Genomic DNA, 18114 nt, shown 5'->3' with positions numbered 1-18114 from the left:
TTATGCCGTCGCTTGGTTAAGTGCGTCTTCGGCAGCGACCCATGAAATCATGGCGCACTTGACCCTGGCCGCATACCGGGCAACACCCTCAAACGCGGCAGCGTCACCCAGGACCTCCGGGTCGGCCTGAATCTTGCCGCGGGAGCGCAGGAGCTCGCGGAAGTTATCAATCACGGCGTGCATTTCCTCCACGGACATGCCCTCCGCCAGGTCAGTCAAGACCGAGGCCGAGGCCATGGAGATGGAACAGCCAGCACCGTCCCAGCTGATCTGCTTTACAGTGCCATCGGCAACGGCGAGACGAAGCGTGACCTCATCACCGCACACCGGGTTGAGCTGGTGCGACTGGCCCGTGGAAGTCCCGGCCGGGGGCTCGGTGTCCGCGAGCCCGCTGCCGTGCCGCTGCTTGGAATGGTCCAGGATGATCTGCTGGTACAGCTGGTCAAGACTCATGGTGCTGGTTGCCCGTTCTGAGGAAATCGTTAATGGACGCCGGTGCGGGCGTTTCAGGCCTGGAAGTAAGCCCGAACGCCGGAGACAGCGTCAAGGAACGCGTCCACATCGTCCGTTGTGTTGTACAGGTAGGTGCTTGCCCGGGTGGTAGCGGTCAGGCCCAGGCGGCGGTGCAGGGGCTGGGCGCAGTGGTGACCGACGCGGACGGCGATGCCGCGATCGTCAAGGAACTGTCCGACGTCGTGCGCGTGGACACCGGCGACGTCGAACGCCGCCAAGCCGATCCGGTCCTTTCCGGAGGCCGGACCGATCACGCGGATTCCCTCGATACTTTCGAGTCCCGTGACCAGCCGTTGTCCCAACGTTGATTCCCAAGCGTGGATGCGGTCAATCCCGGTCTCTGTCAGATAATTGACGGCGGCGGCCAGCGCTACGGCCTGCGAGATGCGCTGGGTTCCGGCCTCGAAGCGTTGGGGTGCCGGCAGGTACTCGGCGCGTTCCATGGTGACGGTGGTGATCATGGAGCCGCCCGTGAGGAAAGGCGGCAGGACGTCCAAAATTTCCTGCTTGCCGTAGAGCACTCCAACACCCGTGGGGGCCAGCATCTTGTGCCCGGAGAAAACCGCGAAGTCAACGTCCAGTTCCTTGACGTCGATAGGCATGTGCGGCACCGACTGGCAGGCATCGAGGACCACCAGCGCGCCAACACGGCGGGCGATGGCCACGAGCTCAGCAACAGGGTTGATGGTGCCCAGGACGTTGGAGGCGTGGGTGAAGGCCAGGAGCCGTGTCCGCTCCCCCACGAGGTCCGCGGCCGCATCCAACCGAAGCGTGCCGTCATCAGTAATGGGAATGTACTTGAGCGTAGCGCCGGTCCGGAACGCGAGTTCCTGCCAAGGAATCAGGTTGGCGTGGTGTTCCATCTCAGTAACCACGATTTCATCGCCAGGACCAAGGGCCAGGTCCTTGAGACGTGAATCGCCGCGGCCCTGCGCGGCCCACAAAGCCGCGTTGGACAGCGCGTAGCCAATGAGGTTCAGGCCCTCGGTAGCGTTGGAGGTCCACACGGTTTCCTCGTACTGCGCGCCGATGAAATCCGCTACGGTCTGCCGGGCGTCCTCAAAGACTTCCGTGGCATCCACAGCGAGCTGGTGGGCACCCCGGTGCACGGCAGCATTGCGCTGCTCGTAGAACTCTTGCTCGGCCTCAATCACGCTCAAAGGATTCTGCGACGTCGCCCCGGAATCGAGGTAGATCAGCGGCTTACCGTTGACCAGTTGGTCCAGAACGGGGAAATCGTTCCGGATCCGCAGCACCTCCGCGTTGTCCATGGCATTCACGGACCGCTGCAGTGAGGCAGGAGTTGATATGACGGTCAAGGGGCGCTCCTCGGAAAACCTTCAGGGACTCTCAATTATCCCACGATGCGCCGTGCCGGGCGGTGTGCTCTGGAGCACGTCACCTGCCCGCGGTGCCGGGAAGCCACCCGAGCGGGGGCGCAACCTCATTGTCGAACGCGCTCCGCAACCGGCCCAGGAGCGTGGCCGCCCTCCGGCTTGCAGCGCCGCGCGCCCGCACCTGGTAGATTTCCGATGCCTTGGAGTAGCAGATCGCGGCGTGAGCGAAGAGCCGCGCGCCGGACAATTCCCTCCCCGCGGCCTCGAGCGCCCGCGGATCGTTGCCCAGCAAGGCTTCGGCGAACGTACCCAGCGCGGCGCCTCCGGCACCGTGCAGTGAGGAGGCAAGCTCGCCAAGGCGTCGCTGGACTGCCAGGTCATCGTCGACGCCGGTGCCGCTCCCGTTGAGCGTCAGGAGGGACAACGCCTCGGCTTCCACCATGGGGAAGCCGTCCAAGCGGGCTTGCTCCGCCACGTCCCTCAAATGCGCGGACCCACGCTCTGCCCTGTCCAGCGCGGCCGCGACGAACACCGAGCTCACGTGGAACAGCAGGTCTGCAGAACCGGCGCCACCGCGTGTTTCGGACATCGCAGACCTGCTTTGCGCCATCCTCGACAACGCCTTGTCCGAGTCTCCGCACAATGCCGCGGAGTAGGCCGACAAGGCCGCAGCCAAGCCCAATACCGGCGGCAGCCCGACGTCGGACAGTTCAGCCACGACGGGTTCCAGCGTTCGCCCCGCCGCCCGAGGAAGGCCTTGGCTGATTTGGGCGTAGCCGCGCGCGACTTCCAGGCAGACGGCCAATTGTGCAGGCATCGCATAGGACGCCGTACAGTCCAAGAGGCTGTCCAGATGGTCCCAATCCAGGCTATGACGCAGGCACATGACATGCCTGAGGAGCACCCCCGGGCGGAACGACTGCAAGGACGGGAGTTTGGTGGCGGCCATCGCCTCTGCGGTGAACACCAGGGCAGCGCCGGTTTCGCCGGCCAGGAGTAGCCGCTCGGCTTCTTGGATGTCCCACACAATGTGTTCGCCGGGCTCTTGCGACGCCCCGGGCCCCTGCACGTCCTCCGCCGGCACCACTCCCAGCAGGCCCAGTGACCGCAGGCGGCTTGAAGCTTCTGCTTTCACTTCGGCGGGTGAACCCCTGCCCGCCAGCTCCCGCAGAATGGGCCACGCAGTAGTCAGTTGGCCTTCCGCAATCAGCGCACGGGCTGTGAGCAATTTGGCCTCGGGCAGATGTTCGGAACCGGATACCGCTGCGGCAGCCTTCATGGCCAGCTCGGCAGTTGAGGGCCTGTCCGCCGCCGGAGCAACGGCCAAAAGCAGCTCGTCAGCAACGGCTATCTCACAGTCGAGGGTCCACGCGACCCAGCGAACCAAGGCCGCGGGAGAACGTTGGGCGAACTGCGGCTCGTCCACGCTCAGCCGAAGCGCGCGGCTCCGTGAACGCGGGACAGCAAGCCGGGTACCCTCTCCCCGGAGCCAGGAACCCGTACGGACAAAGGGGGGCTTCCCGGGCAGGATCCTGATGAAGTTATCACCCAGCAGGAGTTCCACCGTCCGCTGGCCAAAGCTGCGCTCCACAACGTCAAGCGCCAGCGGCTCCGCCAATGCAATCAGTTCCAGGGCCCGCTGCTCCGATTCAGTTCGCGATGCATTCTCCGTCCGAACGTGCTGCACCACCCCGGGCCAGTCACAGTGCGCGCGGACATTGATGGTCCAAAAGCCGTCCCGTTGCACCAGAAGCCCGGCTTGGCGCGCATCCTCAATGGCGATGCAGAGGAGACCGACATTGAATCCACTCATGGCCGCCATCAATGCGCTTGCACGTGGTTGGACATGACCACCAAGGACGCTCTCGCACAGGGTGTGGGCTTCGGAGAAGCTGAACGGAGGCAGAAAATGCTGCTCCAGGAATCCGTCCTCCCACAACTGGTACAAGTCCTGGGGAAGCGGAACGCGGCTGTCAGCCGTTGCCACCAGGGTTGCACCGAATCCCGGGATCAGTTGCAGGAGGATCGCGAGCGAGGCCGGATCGACGTAATGGATATCGTCCACCAACAAGACCAGGGGTGGCCGGGCGGCCGCTGGAAGCCGCTTGCTCCGCCGTCGTGCAGGTGCCGGCCTGTAAACGTACGTCTCCGGACCCAGCGTGTCGGCCAGTGCGCGGATGACGTTCAATCCCGGCAGTAAGGCCTCATCGGGGAGGTCCGCCGAGGCTCCGGGCAAGGCGCCGTAGAGGGTGTTTTCCAGTTCCTGCTTGCCAGCGAAAGTACGGACGTCAAAGGAACCGCGAAGTCCGGCTTCAATTTGAAGGAGCAAGTGGCTCTTGCCGGATCCTTTGTCTCCCACCACCACAATGCCGCTGGTCGCGGGCGAGGGTACGGTGTCAAGAATGAGGTCGAGGAGTTGCCTTCGGTCCGTGAATGCTGCTGTCCTCAGCCCGACTGTGACGGTGTCTTCGTCAAGCCAGGGCTCCGGCAACATTCACACTCCAATGGCAGATTTCCCTTGGTCCGGGAGGTGGATCGAGTTCCGCGAAAAGCGGGAAACCTGGCCTAGAAGCCGGCGGCGGCTGGGGGGAGAGTCTCGGTCTCAGAAGACTCTGTCGCCGCCGGCTTCGTCCAGGGCCGAACACCTTTCGATGTCCGGGGCATCGGCTCAAAGAGACCACCGATGCTGGTGTTGCGACTTTGGAATTCCGGTTGATGCTTGGGGCTAACCGTCCTTCCAAGATCAGTTAACCGCGTGGCGGAAATCCGTACACCAGTAATCGGTACTCGATTAGTCAGTGGCTTTGGAGGGCCCGATACCTTGTTGTACTCAGTCGCGCCGGACCCGACTACTTGGTTTCACGAGGACGCCACAGCGGGTTACTCCAATGAATGGTTAAAATCGCAGCGGCCACGCGGGCAGGTAGGCGGCACGGTCGCGCGGAGGTACTTGGCAGGCCTGAGCCTCAGTTGCGGACAGCTGCACCCAGGTCTTCTCTACGGCGGATGCCCAGCTTGGCGTAACTGCGGTACAAGTGGCCTTCCACGGTACGTACGGACACCATGAGTTTCTCCGCGATCTGGCGGTCAGTGAGCCCCGAAACGGCCAGGGCCACGATGTCCTGCTCACGGCGCGTCAATGGCACCGACCGGTCAGCCTCGGTGTGGGGATCATGGACCAGGGCATCGCCAAGACTGGCCTCGCTGACGTCGCGGAGCACAGCGGCCTGCCGGGCCTCCGGCCGCTTGCCTTCCGCGTCAAATGCCACTGCTGCCTTGTCGAAGGCCACCGCCGCCGGCCCTGGCATGCCTGCGGCAGCCAACGTGTTGCCAGCTGTGACGAACCCTTCTCCAGCCCCTGCCAGCTGCGCGGATGCCAGCGACTCCCAGCCCGCGGCCCACGATCCACCCATGGATGACGCTGTTTCCTCAAGCGACCCCATGGCTTGGACGTCACCGAGTTCTGCCCGGAGGACCAGGTTTTGCAGCAGCACCCCCGGCATCTGGTGGAGGTGCACGGACTCAGGCAACCCACGGAGCTTCTCCAGCCCGGTGCCTCGGCCCAGGTGTTCCCTTCCGGCCAGCGTGAAAAGCTCAGCCAGCGCCTCAACATACGCACCGCCAGGTGCAGCCGCTTCCTGTTCCGCCAGGAGCCTGTGAGCCAGTTCCTTATTCCCTGTCCGGGCTGCGGCGTAGAACGCCATGGCGGCACCCAGCCGCCGCAATCGCTGGGGGTCCTTCAGGCGGAGGGCTTCGACGGCGGGCGTCAGCAGGTCGCCGGCCTGCTCCAGCCGCCCTTGCCGAAGCAACGCCATGCCCTTCAGTGCCTGTATGTCGCCGCCAAAGGTAATCAGCCCCATGGCTGAACTCGCCGCATAGCGGTTGAGGGCCGTCTCACCCGCCGCCCATTCTCCGGCCTCCAGGGCGGCCAGGGCGTACCGGACCAGGATGAAGTCGCTGAAGTACAGGAGGTCGTCGTTGTGCTCGTCCAGGAGCACCAAGGCTTCCCGGCCTGCTTCCAGCGCGTCGGAAGCCTGACCCTCGACCGTCAGCAATTCGCACTGCATGGCCAGGAGGAAGAGCTGATTCATGATGAAGTCTGAAGCATCCGGATCCAGTTCCTTGGCGAACATCTCCAAGCCGGTCCGGAGCTCGACGTACTTGCCGTCCTGGGCCAGGGCAGCCAACTCCAACGCGACCGCATGGCGTCGGATGTGTTTGACCACGGGGTCCTCCTTGGCAAGGCCGCCTATGAGCCCGGCGGCGGCCGACTGGGCGTAAGCAACGATGTCCGCGGACTTGTCACCTACGGCAGAGCGGGAAGCGGCCCACAAGAGGCCGGCACCCAGCGGACCCGAGGGGTCAGCGTCCAGGAAGCCGGCATCCTCTTCCAGCAGCGTCACGGCAGCACGGTAGCTGCCATCGTTGTAATGCGCCATAGCCATCACGGCCCGCGCCCGCGGCTGCAGCGCCTGTGAACGGACTTTGCCCGCAGCCGCCAAAGCCAGCGGATTGTGCAGGAGCTTCACGGCTAGGAAGGCGGCCCGCAACAGTTGTTCATCGTCGACGTCGGCACCACAGTCAAGCGCCCAGCTCACCATCCGGAGCAGGCCTTCAGCCGTGGCCGGCTCGGCGAAGTGTTGCACCATCCGCTGACGGATTTGAAGGCTGCGGGCCGGCGACACCAGCTGGCGAAGCGCCTCACTGTACATCGGGTGCCACATCTTCAGCGGGCTCCCGGGGCCGTTGGTGGACTGCACCAAACGGCTGTCCAGCAAGGACCGGACAGTGTCGCGTCCCACCAACGTGTCCAGAACGGCGGCGGGGACCGGCTCCGCCAAGGCGAGGACGTACAACGCTTCGCGCTCGGCATCAGTGGTTCGGAGCACCTTGTTCCGGACCACCTCGGCCAGGCCTTCACCTTTCCCGGACAGGGCCCCGGCGAGGAACCAGACCCCGTTCCGCCGCACCAGGTTGCCGCCGGCCCTGGAATCCTCCAAGAGGCAGCGAAGCAGCAAGGGGTTGCCCTCGGAAACTGAGTGCAGCACGTCCGCCGTACTTGCCATCACCGATCCGCCAAGCGTCTTTTCGGCGAGTTCGGTGGCAGTGTCCTTGTCCAAAGGATGCAGCTCGAGCCTTTCGGCCAAGCCGTCGTACCAGAGCTGCAGCAACGCAGGCGGGAGTCCGGGCCTGGGGCGGCTTGTGGCAACGAGCCGTGCCCAACCCGCTGTCACCAGCTCGGCCAGGATCTGCGTGCTTCCTTCGTCGAGTTCGTGGGCGTCATCCACCACCAGCAGCAACCGCGCACCGTTGGCACCGCGCTTCTTTTCGAACTGTGCCCAGAACTCCCGGAGGATCGCCACTGGAGAGGTTGCTTGCTCCACCGGAAGGTCCAGCAGATAGGGGGCCAGGACACCATAGGGAACGGAGGACAGCGCGGGACTGCCGTGGACCCGCATCACCACCATCTCGTCGGCAAGGCGGGCGGCGATTTCGGCGGTCAAGGCCGTCTTTCCGATGCCGGCGTCTGCCACTACCAGGACGGCGCCGGCTCCTTCCTGCCTGAGGATTTCCATTGCCAGGTCCAGCTCGGCGTCACGGCCTACAAGGTGCTCGGCCCTCATGCGCACCGGGCCTGGTGAGCCGAGGCCGGCTGAATGTGCTCAGAGGAGTCCATTGAGTTCGCCCCGCGATGACACTCCGAGCTTGGTAAATACTTGGTAGAGGTGCCCTTCCACGGTCCGCACAGACACCCCAATATCCATTGCGATTTCACGGTTGCTGACACCCTTTCCGGCCAGTTTGGCGATTTGCCTTTCTCGTTCAGTCAAAACGGGCGCGTCACTGCGCGGTTGGATCGGCAGCGCCGAGACCGACTGTTCAAGCCGTTCGAGCCGCAGCTGGGCCGTTCGGGCCGCAGTCGTCTCACCGGCGTCGCGGGCAAAATCCAGGGCCATCGCAACACATCTGGCCTCAACAACCTGCAAGTCCAGGGCTGCTGCCTCATCTGCGGCGCCAAGCAGCCTGCGCGAGCTCTTCATTTGGGACCCAAGTGCCAGCTCAGCAGCAATTTTGGCCAAGGGGCCCTGCCTGCGACCCGCTATGTCTTCAAGCAGCCGGTATTCCTCGTCCGTGCCTTCTACGGTGGCACCGAACAGACAGATTCCCGCGGTGGTGTAGCGTTCCTTGGCGATGTCGAGATGGGCGCGGGCCATGAGCCGATGTTTCGCTTCCGGATCACCCATCCAGCGGCCCGCCATTTCGGCGCAGAATTCCGCCACCGATTCCGAGAAGTATGTCCCCACCCCACGGCAGGTCCGGTAGAGGTCCAAGTACCGCCCGGCCTCCAGCGAGTTGCCCAGCTGGGCGTAGGCAAAAGCCGTGGCCGCGTAGGCAACTTTGACCATGTTCATTGCGGGCCGGAGTTCCAATTGGGCCACTGCCGAACGCAACGGTTCCAATGCTTGTGAAGGTTTGCCGGCGTAGGCGTAAGCCAGCCCGACTCCGAGCTCAGTCAAGGCGCCCCTGTACTGCAGCCGTGCCGGCGTCGAGGGCGCGCGGCGCATCAATTCAATGCATTTGCGCCACTGTCCGGACAAGAGGAGGACCAGGAATGTGTGCCGGGCAAAGGCTTCCTCCAAAGGGGCTGTGCGGTCCCCGGAGCCCAGTTGCCGGGACACCGTCCGTGCCAGCTGTTGCGCCTCCAGCTCGCGACCCAGGACGCACCGCGCCTCGATCAGCAAGAAAGCCGACCTGAGCCAGTGCTCCCGGTCTTCTGCCGGGTCCTTGGCCAGTTCATCCTCCAGTGCCGCGACAATCGCGGCGTACTCCCCCATGTAGGCCTTGTACTCATACCCGCAGAGGTTCAAGCGGTTGCGGGCCCTCTCGATTATTCCGTCCGGGTAGGCACCGTTGGCGCCGGCCTTCCGGGCGAGCGTGTCCAATCCCGCTGCTATGACCCCGGGGACCATGCCGGAACGGCCATCAATCCACGTCATGGCCTGGCATTTGGCTGCGGTGACCTCGGCAAACTCCAATGGATCCAGCGCAGCGATGTGGGACTCGCCCACTTCGTCCAGGGCCTGCGCGGCATGCAGGGGCAAATCCAGCATGAGGTATGCAGCGGCCTTCAAGCGCTGGCCGGGCACCCATTCGGCGTCGTTCTTGTCCAGCGACAAAGTGCATTGAATGGCAAAGTTGGGGTCGTAGTCGTCCAGGGCTGCTCGGCCGGCGGCAAGGGCATGGGACGCCGAAGGTGCGGGCTCATCCTCGCAAGCGTGCATCCACGCCGCATAGCTCAACAGGTCCTGGGCAGCCAGGCCATGCAGGTCCGGCTCTTTGGGGCCCAGCAACATCAGCCGCAGCTCACGGCGGCGCCTTGTGGTCAACCAGCCGCGGACTACCTCGCCAACGTAGTTGTCGCGCAGCGAAACCCAGTGCTCGTCCGCCCGCTCCACCGTCAGCAGCCCGGACTCCTCCATTTCCACCAGGACCTCTGTCCCGAAAATCCCGGCGAGGTCCACCAATGTAGCGCGCTGGGCGCAGGCCAGGAGCTCCACCACTGTCCGGTTGGCCTGCGGCTCGCGCGCCAGCCTGGACCGGACAAAGTCCTCCACCACTGTTGCGCCCTCAAGCTTGATCCGGTCGCGGAGTGTCCAGACAGAGTCATTGAGGACAAGGTTTCCCGAATGCCTTTGCTCGTCCAGCAGGGCGTGGAGGAGCATGGGGTTCCCACCCACTGCGGAGTGCAATGAACCCACCAACGTGGAGGAAACGTAGTGCCCCAGCACCGAGCCGAGGACCTGCTTGGTTTGCTCCTCGCTCAATGTGTTGAGGTGCACTTCGCCCAGCTGGCCTTCAAGGACCAGGCGGTGGAAGTCTGACGGGAGGTCGCTGGCCCGCTGGACAGTGGAGATCACCTTTGCCGTGCCGGTCACCATGAGGTTCAGCAGCACGCCCGTACTCATGGGGTCCATGCCACCTGCGTTGTCCACGATCAGAAGCGTCTTGCGCCCGGCAGCCTCGGCACGGATCAGGGACGTCACGCCGTGCAGGATGCCGGTGGCCGAACCAACGGCGTCGGAGGGCAGCCTGGCCAGCAGGAAACCGAGGCAGCCATACGGGGTGCGGCCATTGGCAATCGTGTTGCGAAGTTGGAGGCTGTGAATCTTGGGGCCCAGCGAGGACACCACTGCCCGCGCCAGGCCCGATTTACCTATGCCGCGCTCACCTGTCAGGACCACGCCGTACGATTCAGGAGATTCGAGCTGCTTGCTTGCCCGGGCCAGATCATGAGTCCGGGCAAGAAGGGACCATGTCTGCCTTTCCGAAGGGCCACCCACAAGGTCAGGAGCCACAGCCCTCGCTGCGACTCCTCCGCCCCTGTTTAGCAACTCCGCCGACATCCGCCATCCTTAGCTACATCCGCGACAGTCCCCCACCGCTTACCTGCGTACCTTGCAGACTACCGCCGGTTGCCGACACTTTGTAGGCCTTGAGGTCCGTTGGAGCGTCAGGCTTTGGTCATTCTTTCCTCAAGATTGCCTCAAGATTTGGCGGGGTGGAACTTCTGCTGGGCAGCCAGGAGACCTTGGCTCATGAGCATTTCCACCGCATCCGCGGCCTCGTCCACGAGGAACGGCAAGTCCTTCTTCTCAGCAGTTGCGAAGTCCTTGAGGACAAAGTCGGCAGTTTCCATGCGTCCCGGCGGCCGGCCCACACCCGCGCGCACGCGCAGATAGTCCTTGGTTGCCAGTGCCTTGGAGATGTCCCGCAGCCCGTTGTGCCCGCCCTCGCCACCACCAATTTTCAGTTTCACGGTGTTGAATGGGATGTCGATTTCATCATGGACCGCAATGACGTGATCGGGCGCGATGTCGAAAAACTGGCACAGGCCAGCCACGGGTCCCCCAGATACGTTCATATACGTCATTGGCTTGGCGAGTACCACTCGGGGTCCGCCGATTCCCAACCGGCCCTCCACCACCTGGGCGCGCGCCTTGTGGGTCTTGAACTTGCCGCCCATGCGGGAGGCCAATTCGTCCAGCACCATCTGGCCAACGTTGTGCCGGTTGTTGCTGTACTGGCTGCCGGGGTTGCCGAGGCCGACAATCAGCCAAGTGTCTGTCATGGTGTCAATCCTATGAATGCCGGGGGTGGGAAAAGCAAGTGGCCGGGCCCCGCGGGGACCCGGCCACTCAAGGCGTATGCCTCAAACAGTCAAAGACTACTCGGCGGCAGGAGCTTCTTCTTCAGCTTCGCCAGCGGCCTCTGCGATGCGGACCACCAGGGTGTCGCCTTCGGTGAGCAGCGTGGAGCCCTTCGGCAGGACGAGGTCGGAGGCGTGGATGCTCTCGCCGGCCTTGCGGCCTGCAATGTCAACCTCGACGGCGGTGGGCACGTGGGTTGCCTCAGCCTCAAGGGAAACCGTCGTGGCTTCGAGGCTGGCAACAGCACCCGGAGCAACTTCGCCGGTCACGTGGATGGAGATGTCAACAGTAACCTTCTCGCCGGCCTGGACGGTCTGCAGGTCAACGTGCTCGATGATCTGCTTTACCGGGTCGCGCTGGATGTCCTTGACGAGCGTCAGGTGCTGCTCGCCGTCGACGTCGATTGCCAGCAGGGCGTTGGAAACGCGGACAGCCAGCGTGGTGGCGCGGCCCGGGAGGTTGATGTGGATCGGCTCTGCACCGTGGCCGTAGATGACAGCCGGGATCTGGCCGGCCATGCGTGCACGGCGGGCGTAACCCTTGCCGAATTCGGTGCGCAGTTCTGCGGTGAGCTTCTGCTCAGACATGTGTACTCCTTGATTACTGGGGCGCCCGGGAAATTCCGGGCTGGTCTATCAGCAAGGGCGGAGGTCTGTGGACCTTCTACGCCCGGCTGAGAATGGCTACTGGCCATTCCGCCTGTGTTGAAGGAGATGCAGACCCAGTCGATAACGGAGACCCGCAACCCTGGTCCACAAGAATGCGGACCGGATGTGCTCTCCCTCGCCAAGGTATCCCCACGAGTTTAGCAGTGGATCGCCCGGTAACTGAAAACGGGCCACCCGCACGCCCGGAGGCGGCGGATGGCCCGGCTATTTCAGTGCCTGGATCAGGCCTTGCCGTCAAACAGGCTGGTGACCGAACCGTCGTCGAACACTTCACGGATGGCGCGGGCAATCAACGGCGCGATCGACAAGACCGTGAGCTGCGGGAAGCGCTTCTCGGCCGGGATCGGCAGCGTGTTGGTGACCACAACTTCACGGGCACCCGAATCAGCGAGGCGCTGAGCGGCAGGCTCGGAGAACACTGCGTGCGTGCAAGCGATGATGACATCCTTGGCGCCGGCGTTCTTGAGGACCTGGACTGCGCCGGAGATGGTTCCGCCGGTGTCGATCATGTCGTCGATCAGGACACATGTACGTCCCTCAACCTGACCCACCACCGTCTTCGAAACAGCTTGGTTGGGTACCGTGAGGTCGCGGCTCTTGTGAACGAACGCGAGCGGGGCACCGCCCAGGCGTTCTGCCCACTGCTCGGCGACGCGGACGCGGCCGGTGTCCGGCGAAACCACCGTGATGTTGTCGGCCTCAACCTTGGTGCGGATGTAGTCGGCCAGCAACGGGATGGCCATCAAGTGGTCAACTGGACCGTCGAAGAAGCCCTGGATCTGCGAGGTGTGCAGGTCCACGGACATGATGCGGTCCGCGCCGGCCGTTTTGTAGAGGTCGGCAACCAGGCGGGCCGAGATGGGCTCGCGGCCGCGACCCTTCTTGTCCTGGCGTGAGTACGGGTAGAACGGCGAAACAACGGTGATCCGCTTGGCCGAGGCGCGCTTGAGCGAATCGATCATGATCAACTGCTCCATGAGCCAGTTGTTGAGCGGTGCCGGGTGAGCCTGGATGACGAAAGCGTCAGTACCGCGGACGCTTTCGGCCGAACGGACGTAGATTTCCCCGTTGGCGAAGTCATAGGCGTCGATGGGCAGGAGCTCGGTTTCCAGCTCCTTCGCGATTTCCTGCGCCAGCTCCGGATGTGCCCTTCCGGCGGCGAGAACCAGTTTCTTCTCGCCGTGTGCGGTAATTTCGCTCATGCCTATTTGCCCTCTTCTATGGTTGCTGGGGATTGTGAGGATGTGGGGGCGGTAACCGGCTCCAGCGCGGCCTGGGCCAGCTGCGCGGAGGCAGTACCAGGGCGGTTGGCCAGGACCCAACCTTCGGCGTTCCGCTGTGCTGCGAGGCTGAGGGCAAGGGCTCCCGGGGGGACGTCCTTGCGGATGACGGCACCGGCACCGCTGTACGCACCGTCGCCTACCGTGACGGGAGCCACGAACACGGTGTTGGAACCAGTGCGGACACCGGAGCCGATCACCGTGCGGTGCTTCTTCTCGCCGTCGTAGTTGGCCGTGATGTTGCCGCAGCCGATGTTGGTGTCTTCGCCGATTTCAGCGTCGCCGGCATAGCCGAGGTGGGACAGCTTGGAGCCACGGCCGATTGTCACGTTCTTCGTCTCGTAGAACGCACCGATCTTGCCCGTTTCCCCGAGGACAGTGCCCGGGCGGAGGTACGTGAACGGGCCAACACTGGCCTTCGCACCGATCGTGGAACCGGATCCGTGGGTGCGGATCACCTTGGCTCCTTCGCCCACGTTTACGTCGGTCAGAGTGGTGTCAGGGCCGACGACGGCGTCCCTCGCCACCGTGGTGGAACCGTGAAGCTGCGTGTTGGGCAGCAAGCGAACGTCTTCGTCGAGAGTGACCGTGGAGTCGATCCACGTAGTAGACGGATCCACCACTGTGACGCCTGCGCGCATCCAGGATTCGATGATGCGGCGATTGTGCTCGGCGCCGAGAGCCGACAGCTGAATGCGGTCGTTGGCGCCCTCAACCTGCCAGCGGTCTTCGGTGACAACCGCTGCAACCCGGCCACCGGCGTCGCGCGCCAGACCCAGCACATCGGTGAGGTACATCTCGCCCTGGGCGTTGTCCGTAGTGACCTTCACCAGCGCGGTGCGGAGTACGGCGGCGTCGAAGGCGTAGATGCCGGAGTTGACCTCACGGATGGCGCGCTCGGCTTCGCTGGCATCCTTGTGCTCGCGAATGCCGGTGACGGTACCGTCCTCGGCCCGCAGGATACGGCCGTAGCCGGTGGCGTCGTCAAGGATCGCGGTGAGAACGGTTACGGCGTTGCCTTCGGCCTGGTGCGTTGCAACCAGTTCTCCCAGCAGCCCGCCGGTCAGCAGGGGCACGTCGCCATAAGTAACGACGACGGTGCCCGCCAGTTCAGCGCTGGCGTCCAGTGCCGTCAGGGCGACCTCAACAGCACGGCCAGTGCCGGGGATCTCGTCCTGGTCAACGATCAGGGCTTCGGGGTCCAACGCTGATACGTGCTCGGCGACGCGATCGCGTTCGTGCCGGACCACCAAGGCCAATTGCTGCGGGTTGATGGCGCGGGCTGCGAGGAGGGCGTGGCCCACCATGGAGCGTCCGCCGATTTCGTGGAGAATTTTGGGAGTCCGCGACTTCATGCGCGTGCCGGCGCCTGCAGCCAGGACAATGACTGCTGCGGGACCGGTGGATTCGGGGCTCACGTACTGGCTCTCCTTGCTCGGTATTGTCCCGGGTAACCCGGCTTCGGAACGCTGACATCCAACTGAGGCCCCAGACACCGTTGGAGCCGTTCCAGGTACAGAGGAGAGCAATTCCGACCGTTCCGCCCATAGGATTCGAACCTATACTCCACGGCTCCAAAGGCCGGGGTGCTGCCATTACACCAGAGCGGACCGCGCGTGCATTTAGTCCGCCAGGCGGCAGGGCCTGAGGGATCCCCGGGTCACCGGGATGCACACACAAGAATCTAGTTTGCCATGACCTTTGCATGCTTCGCGACTTGACCCGTCCTCGATGCCCATCGGACCACGCGCCACACCCCCTCCAGACCCGGCCCGGCGCCCGCTTGGTGCATGATGGACACGTGAGCAAGAGCACTGAACTCCCCCGCCCAACGGCCGCGTCCGGGCGCCTCGAACACCGCGTCAACGGCCAACCAGTGCGAGCCAGAATGACCGGCAAACAGCGTCGCTCCCAACTCATCGGCATTGGCCGTGCACTCTTCGCGGCCCGCGGCCTGGACGGCACCACCATTGAAGAAATCGCGGCCTCCGCCGGGGTTTCCAAACCGGTCATTTATGAGCACTTCGGATCCAAGGAGGGGCTCTACCGGCAAGTGGTGGACACCGAGTTCCACATCCTCCTGGACTCAATCACCGAAGCACTCAGCACCGACGCCAAGCCCCGTGTCCTCGTAGAACGCGCGGCGCTGGCACTGCTCGGCTACATTGAAGACCGCACTGATGGCTTCCGCATCCTCATGCGCGATGCCCCTCCCTCGCAGCCGGAAGGCGCCTTTTCCACGCTGTTGTCCCATGTCACCGCCCGCGTCGAGCACCTGCTCTCCGACGAGTTCGCCCGCCGCGGCTTCAGCGCTGCCGACGGCGCCATGTACGCGCAGATGCTGGTGGGCATGGTGGCGATGACCGGCCAGTGGTGGCTGGACAGCCGCGAGCCGGACAAACGAGCCGTCGCTGCGCATTTGGTAAATCTGGCCTGGAACGGCCTCACCGGCCTGCAAAAGGAGCCGGAGCTCCGCTCGGACGGCTAAGGCCGGACGCTCTCCCACATCCCACCCCGTTTTGCCCGACGCTCACTCACATCCCACCCCCTTCCGGCCAACCCTCACTCACATCCCGCCCCCTTTTGCCCGACGCTCACTCACATCCCGGCCCCTTCCGGCCAACCCTCACCCACATCCCGCCGAATCCAGCGCTGCTGGCAAGGCCCGTGACGCTCTGAGCTTCACGTAGTTTCTTGGTGGAGATCTTCTTCCACTCGTACAAAGACTTTGGGCGCAGCGACGGTCCTCCGGACCGATCGTCCACGAGGTTCACAATGGCGTTTTCTGGCTGGCTGGTTCGGACGCGGCCGGGAACGTTAATTGTCGGCGCCCACGAATGTCAGACCGATGGATGGCACGGGGCGTCCTCTTGTTGCTAAGTCACTAAGCCGCAACTCCGTCGCTGGCCGACAACGGAGTAGCGGCCCAACGACGAAGTCACGCCGCGCCAAAGGCCAGGAACGAGCCAGCACGCCGAGGATGCACACGGGCTGGGGGATGTGAAAGAGGGTTGCTCAAAAAGGCTCGGGATCTGAGAGAGCGTGCGGCTTGCGGCTCTGGCAATCAGGTCAGCGGTCATCCCGCCGCGCTCGACCTGAAAGAGGGTTGCCCAAAACGGCGCGCGACCTGAAAGAGAGTTCCACAAAACAGCGCGCGACCTGAAAGAGGGTTGCCCAAAACGGCACGGGATGTGAAAGAGCGTGCGGGCTGCCGTACCGCCACGAACGACAGCCAAGCGGCACTTACCGCGCGACGCGCCGGACTACTCTCCCAGGATCTCCGCGGCCTCAAGCCATTCGAGCTCCAGGCCTTCCTTCTCCTCAAGCAACTCCTGCAGCTTGGCATTGAGCTCACCCAGCGCGTCGAAATCTCCGGATTCCGATTTCGCGGCCATTTGGGTGTGGAGCTTCTCCTCCTGCTGTGAGAGCTTGCCGAGTTGGCGGTCGATCCGGTTGAGATCCTTGCGGGCTTCGCGCTTCTCGGCCTCGCTGGCGCCTGACGGTACGGCTGCGGAGCCGGAAACCGCAGTCGGGGCCCCTGATCCCCCACCAATGGCGCCGGACGCCAGGGCGGCTTCGCGGAGCTCCAGGTACTGATCCACGCCGCCGGGCAGGCCACGCAGTTTTCCGTCGCCCAGGAGGGCCATCTGGTTGTCGGTGACGCGTTCCAGGAGGTAGCGGTCGTGGCTGACCACCACAAGCGTTCCGGGCCAGCCGTCAAGGACGTCTTCGACGGCGGCAAGGGTGTCGGTATCGAGGTCGTTCGTGGGCTCATCGAGCATGAGGACGTTGGGCTCCCCTACCAGCAGGCGCAGGAGCTGGAGGCGGCGACGCTCACCACCGGAGAGGTCGCTGACGGGAGTCCACTGTTTTTCCTTGGTGAACCCGAGCTGCTCCACGAGTTGGCCGGCGGTGAATTCCTTGCCGCCCACGCTGAAGGACCGCTTCTCACGTTCGATGACCTCAATAACGCGGAGGTCCGAGACGTCGTCGAGCTCTTTGACGTCCTGCGTGAGAACGGCAGTCACCACCGTCTTGCCGCGCTTGACCTTCCCGGACGTGGGCTGGATTTCGCCGTTGAGCAACTTCAGCAGTGTGGACTTGCCTGCACCGTTGACGCCCACCAGGCCCAGTCGCTCGCCCGGCGCCAGGCGCAGCGTGATGTTGTTGAACAGTTTCTGCCCGGTTTCACCGCCTTCGAAGTCCAAGGTGACGTTCTCAAGATCCAGGACGTCCTTGCCCAGACGGGCAGTCGCCATCTTGCTCAACGCCACGGAGTCGCGGGGATCGGGCACGTCGGCGATGAGGTCGTTGGCTGCTTCGATCCGGAATTTCGGTTTGGCGGTTCGGGCAGGGGCGCCGCGTCGCAGCCAGGCGAGTTCCTTTTTGACGAGCTGCTGGCGCTTGCCTTCGACGACGGCGGCCATGCGGTCACGCTCGGCGCGCGCCAAAACGTAGGCGGCGTATCCGCCGTCGAACATGTCCACCATGGCGTCGTGGACTTCCCAGGTGTAGTTGCAGACTTCGTCGAGGAACCAGCGGTCGTGGGTGACCACGAGGAAGGCGCCTTGGTTGGCGCGCCAGCGGGTCTTGAGGTGTCGGGCCAGCCACGCAACGCCTTCGACGTCGAGGTGGTTGGTGGGCTCGTCCAGCATGATGACGTCGTGGTCTTCGATGAGGAGCTTGGCCAGTGCGACGCGGCGCTTCTGGCCGCCGGAAAGGGCATGGACGTTGGCGTGCCAATCGACGTCGCCCACCAGGCCACCCATGACTTCACGGATTTTGGGGTTGGCCGCCCATTCGTGGTCCGCGCGGTCGCCAACGATCGCCGCACCGACGGTCAGGTCGCCGTCGAGCACGTCGCTTTGGTCGAGGTAGCCGACGTTGACGTCGCCACGTTTGGTGACGCGGCCGGAGTCCGGCGTCGAACGCAACGCGAGCAACCGCATGAGCGTGGATTTGCCGTCACCGTTGCGGCCGACCATGCCGATGCGGTCGCCATCTTCGAGTCCAAGGGTGACGCCGTCCAGGATGGTGCGGGTTGCGAACGAAACGGTGAGGTTTTCGCCGCCAAGCAGGTGGGCCAATGGGTACTACTTTCTACTGC

At 64.1% G+C, this 18114-nt stretch carries 11 protein-coding genes and 1 tRNA gene; 1 reads left to right on the top strand and 11 read right to left on the bottom strand.

The genetic code is table 11. The features are described 5' to 3' along the window. The 10 genes from sufU to ACIQC5_RS06315 all read right to left on the bottom strand — a co-directional run bounded on the left by sufU (position 1) and on the right by ACIQC5_RS06315 (position 14617). Positions 1–453 (bottom strand): Fe-S cluster assembly sulfur transfer protein SufU, encoded by a 453-nt coding sequence (gene sufU, locus ACIQC5_RS06360; protein WP_400279585.1) that lies wholly within the window; start codon positions 451–453, stop codon positions 1–3. Positions 454–506: 53 nt separating this feature from the next. Then, a complete protein-coding gene (locus ACIQC5_RS06355; protein ID WP_400279583.1) occupies positions 507–1832 on the bottom strand; it encodes a cysteine desulfurase in 1326 nt (441 codons plus the stop codon). A 79-nt stretch (positions 1833–1911) separates the two neighbouring features. Continuing rightward, entirely contained in the window at positions 1912–4344 is a 2433-nt protein-coding gene (locus ACIQC5_RS06350; RefSeq protein ID WP_400279580.1) for an ATP-binding protein, read from the bottom strand. A gap of 472 nt (positions 4345–4816) precedes the next feature. Beyond that, the gene (locus tag ACIQC5_RS06345; protein WP_400279577.1) at positions 4817–7474 is read right to left on the bottom strand and encodes an AAA family ATPase; all 2658 of its coding nucleotides are present in this window, start codon (positions 7472–7474) and stop codon (positions 4817–4819) included. A 39-nt stretch (positions 7475–7513) separates the two neighbouring features. Then, positions 7514–10255, bottom strand: a complete 2742-nt coding sequence (locus ACIQC5_RS06340; RefSeq protein WP_400279574.1) for a LuxR C-terminal-related transcriptional regulator — start codon at positions 10253–10255, stop codon at positions 7514–7516. A 140-nt stretch (positions 10256–10395) separates the two neighbouring features. Continuing rightward, a complete protein-coding gene (gene pth / locus ACIQC5_RS06335) occupies positions 10396–10980 on the bottom strand; it encodes an aminoacyl-tRNA hydrolase (protein ID WP_400279571.1) in 585 nt (194 codons plus the stop codon). A 96-nt stretch (positions 10981–11076) separates the two neighbouring features. After that, positions 11077–11646, bottom strand: a complete 570-nt coding sequence (locus ACIQC5_RS06330; RefSeq protein ID WP_400279568.1) for a 50S ribosomal protein L25/general stress protein Ctc — start codon at positions 11644–11646, stop codon at positions 11077–11079. Positions 11647–11948: 302 nt separating this feature from the next. Further along, positions 11949–12929: a ribose-phosphate diphosphokinase gene (locus tag ACIQC5_RS06325; protein WP_400279566.1), complete on the bottom strand. Its 981-nt coding sequence runs from the start codon at positions 12927–12929 to the stop codon at positions 11949–11951. Positions 12930–12931: 2 nt separating this feature from the next. Further along, entirely contained in the window at positions 12932–14425 is a 1494-nt protein-coding gene (gene glmU / locus ACIQC5_RS06320; protein WP_400279564.1) for a bifunctional UDP-N-acetylglucosamine diphosphorylase/glucosamine-1-phosphate N-acetyltransferase GlmU, read from the bottom strand. 120 nt (positions 14426–14545) lie between these two features. Next, a tRNA-Gln gene (locus ACIQC5_RS06315) sits at positions 14546–14617 on the bottom strand. A 278-nt stretch (positions 14618–14895) separates the two neighbouring features. Between ACIQC5_RS06315 and ACIQC5_RS06310 the strand changes: the two genes are divergently transcribed. Beyond that, positions 14896–15495, top strand: coding sequence for a TetR/AcrR family transcriptional regulator (locus tag ACIQC5_RS06310; RefSeq protein ID WP_400280154.1), 600 nt, complete (start codon positions 14896–14898; stop codon positions 15493–15495). Between the two features lie 775 nt (positions 15496–16270). On the opposite strand, the gene ACIQC5_RS06305 is transcribed toward ACIQC5_RS06310, so the two are convergent. After that, positions 16271–18094, bottom strand: a complete 1824-nt coding sequence (locus tag ACIQC5_RS06305; RefSeq protein ID WP_400279562.1) for an ABC-F family ATP-binding cassette domain-containing protein — start codon at positions 18092–18094, stop codon at positions 16271–16273. Positions 18095–18114: the final 20 nt, after the last annotated feature.

Source organism: Paenarthrobacter sp. NPDC092416, from assembly GCF_044755025.1.
In the GTDB taxonomy this organism is placed as follows: domain Bacteria; phylum Actinomycetota; class Actinomycetes; order Actinomycetales; family Micrococcaceae; genus Arthrobacter.
The sequence above is the reverse complement of the archived record's forward strand: the minus strand, read 5'-3'. Positions and strand labels throughout refer to the sequence as shown.

Bases quoted from the DNA above. Each gene is read 5' to 3' on its own strand.
- sufU (WP_400279585.1), bottom strand. From the start codon at position 453: ATGAGTCTTGACCAGCTGTACCAGCAGATCATCCTGGACCATTCCAAG.
- ACIQC5_RS06350 (WP_400279580.1), bottom strand. From the start codon at position 4,344: ATGTTGCCGGAGCCCTGGCTTGACGAAGACACCGTCACAGTCGGGCTG.
- ACIQC5_RS06345 (WP_400279577.1), bottom strand. From the start codon at position 7,474: ATGAGGGCCGAGCACCTTGTAGGCCGTGACGCCGAGCTGGACCTGGCA.
- ACIQC5_RS06340 (WP_400279574.1), bottom strand. From the start codon at position 10,255: ATGTCGGCGGAGTTGCTAAACAGGGGCGGAGGAGTCGCAGCGAGGGCT.
- pth (WP_400279571.1), bottom strand. From the start codon at position 10,980: ATGACAGACACTTGGCTGATTGTCGGCCTCGGCAACCCCGGCAGCCAG.
- ACIQC5_RS06330 (WP_400279568.1), bottom strand. From the start codon at position 11,646: ATGTCTGAGCAGAAGCTCACCGCAGAACTGCGCACCGAATTCGGCAAG.
- ACIQC5_RS06325 (WP_400279566.1), bottom strand. From the start codon at position 12,929: ATGAGCGAAATTACCGCACACGGCGAGAAGAAACTGGTTCTCGCCGCC.
- ACIQC5_RS06310 (WP_400280154.1), top strand. From the start codon at position 14,896: ATGACCGGCAAACAGCGTCGCTCCCAACTCATCGGCATTGGCCGTGCA.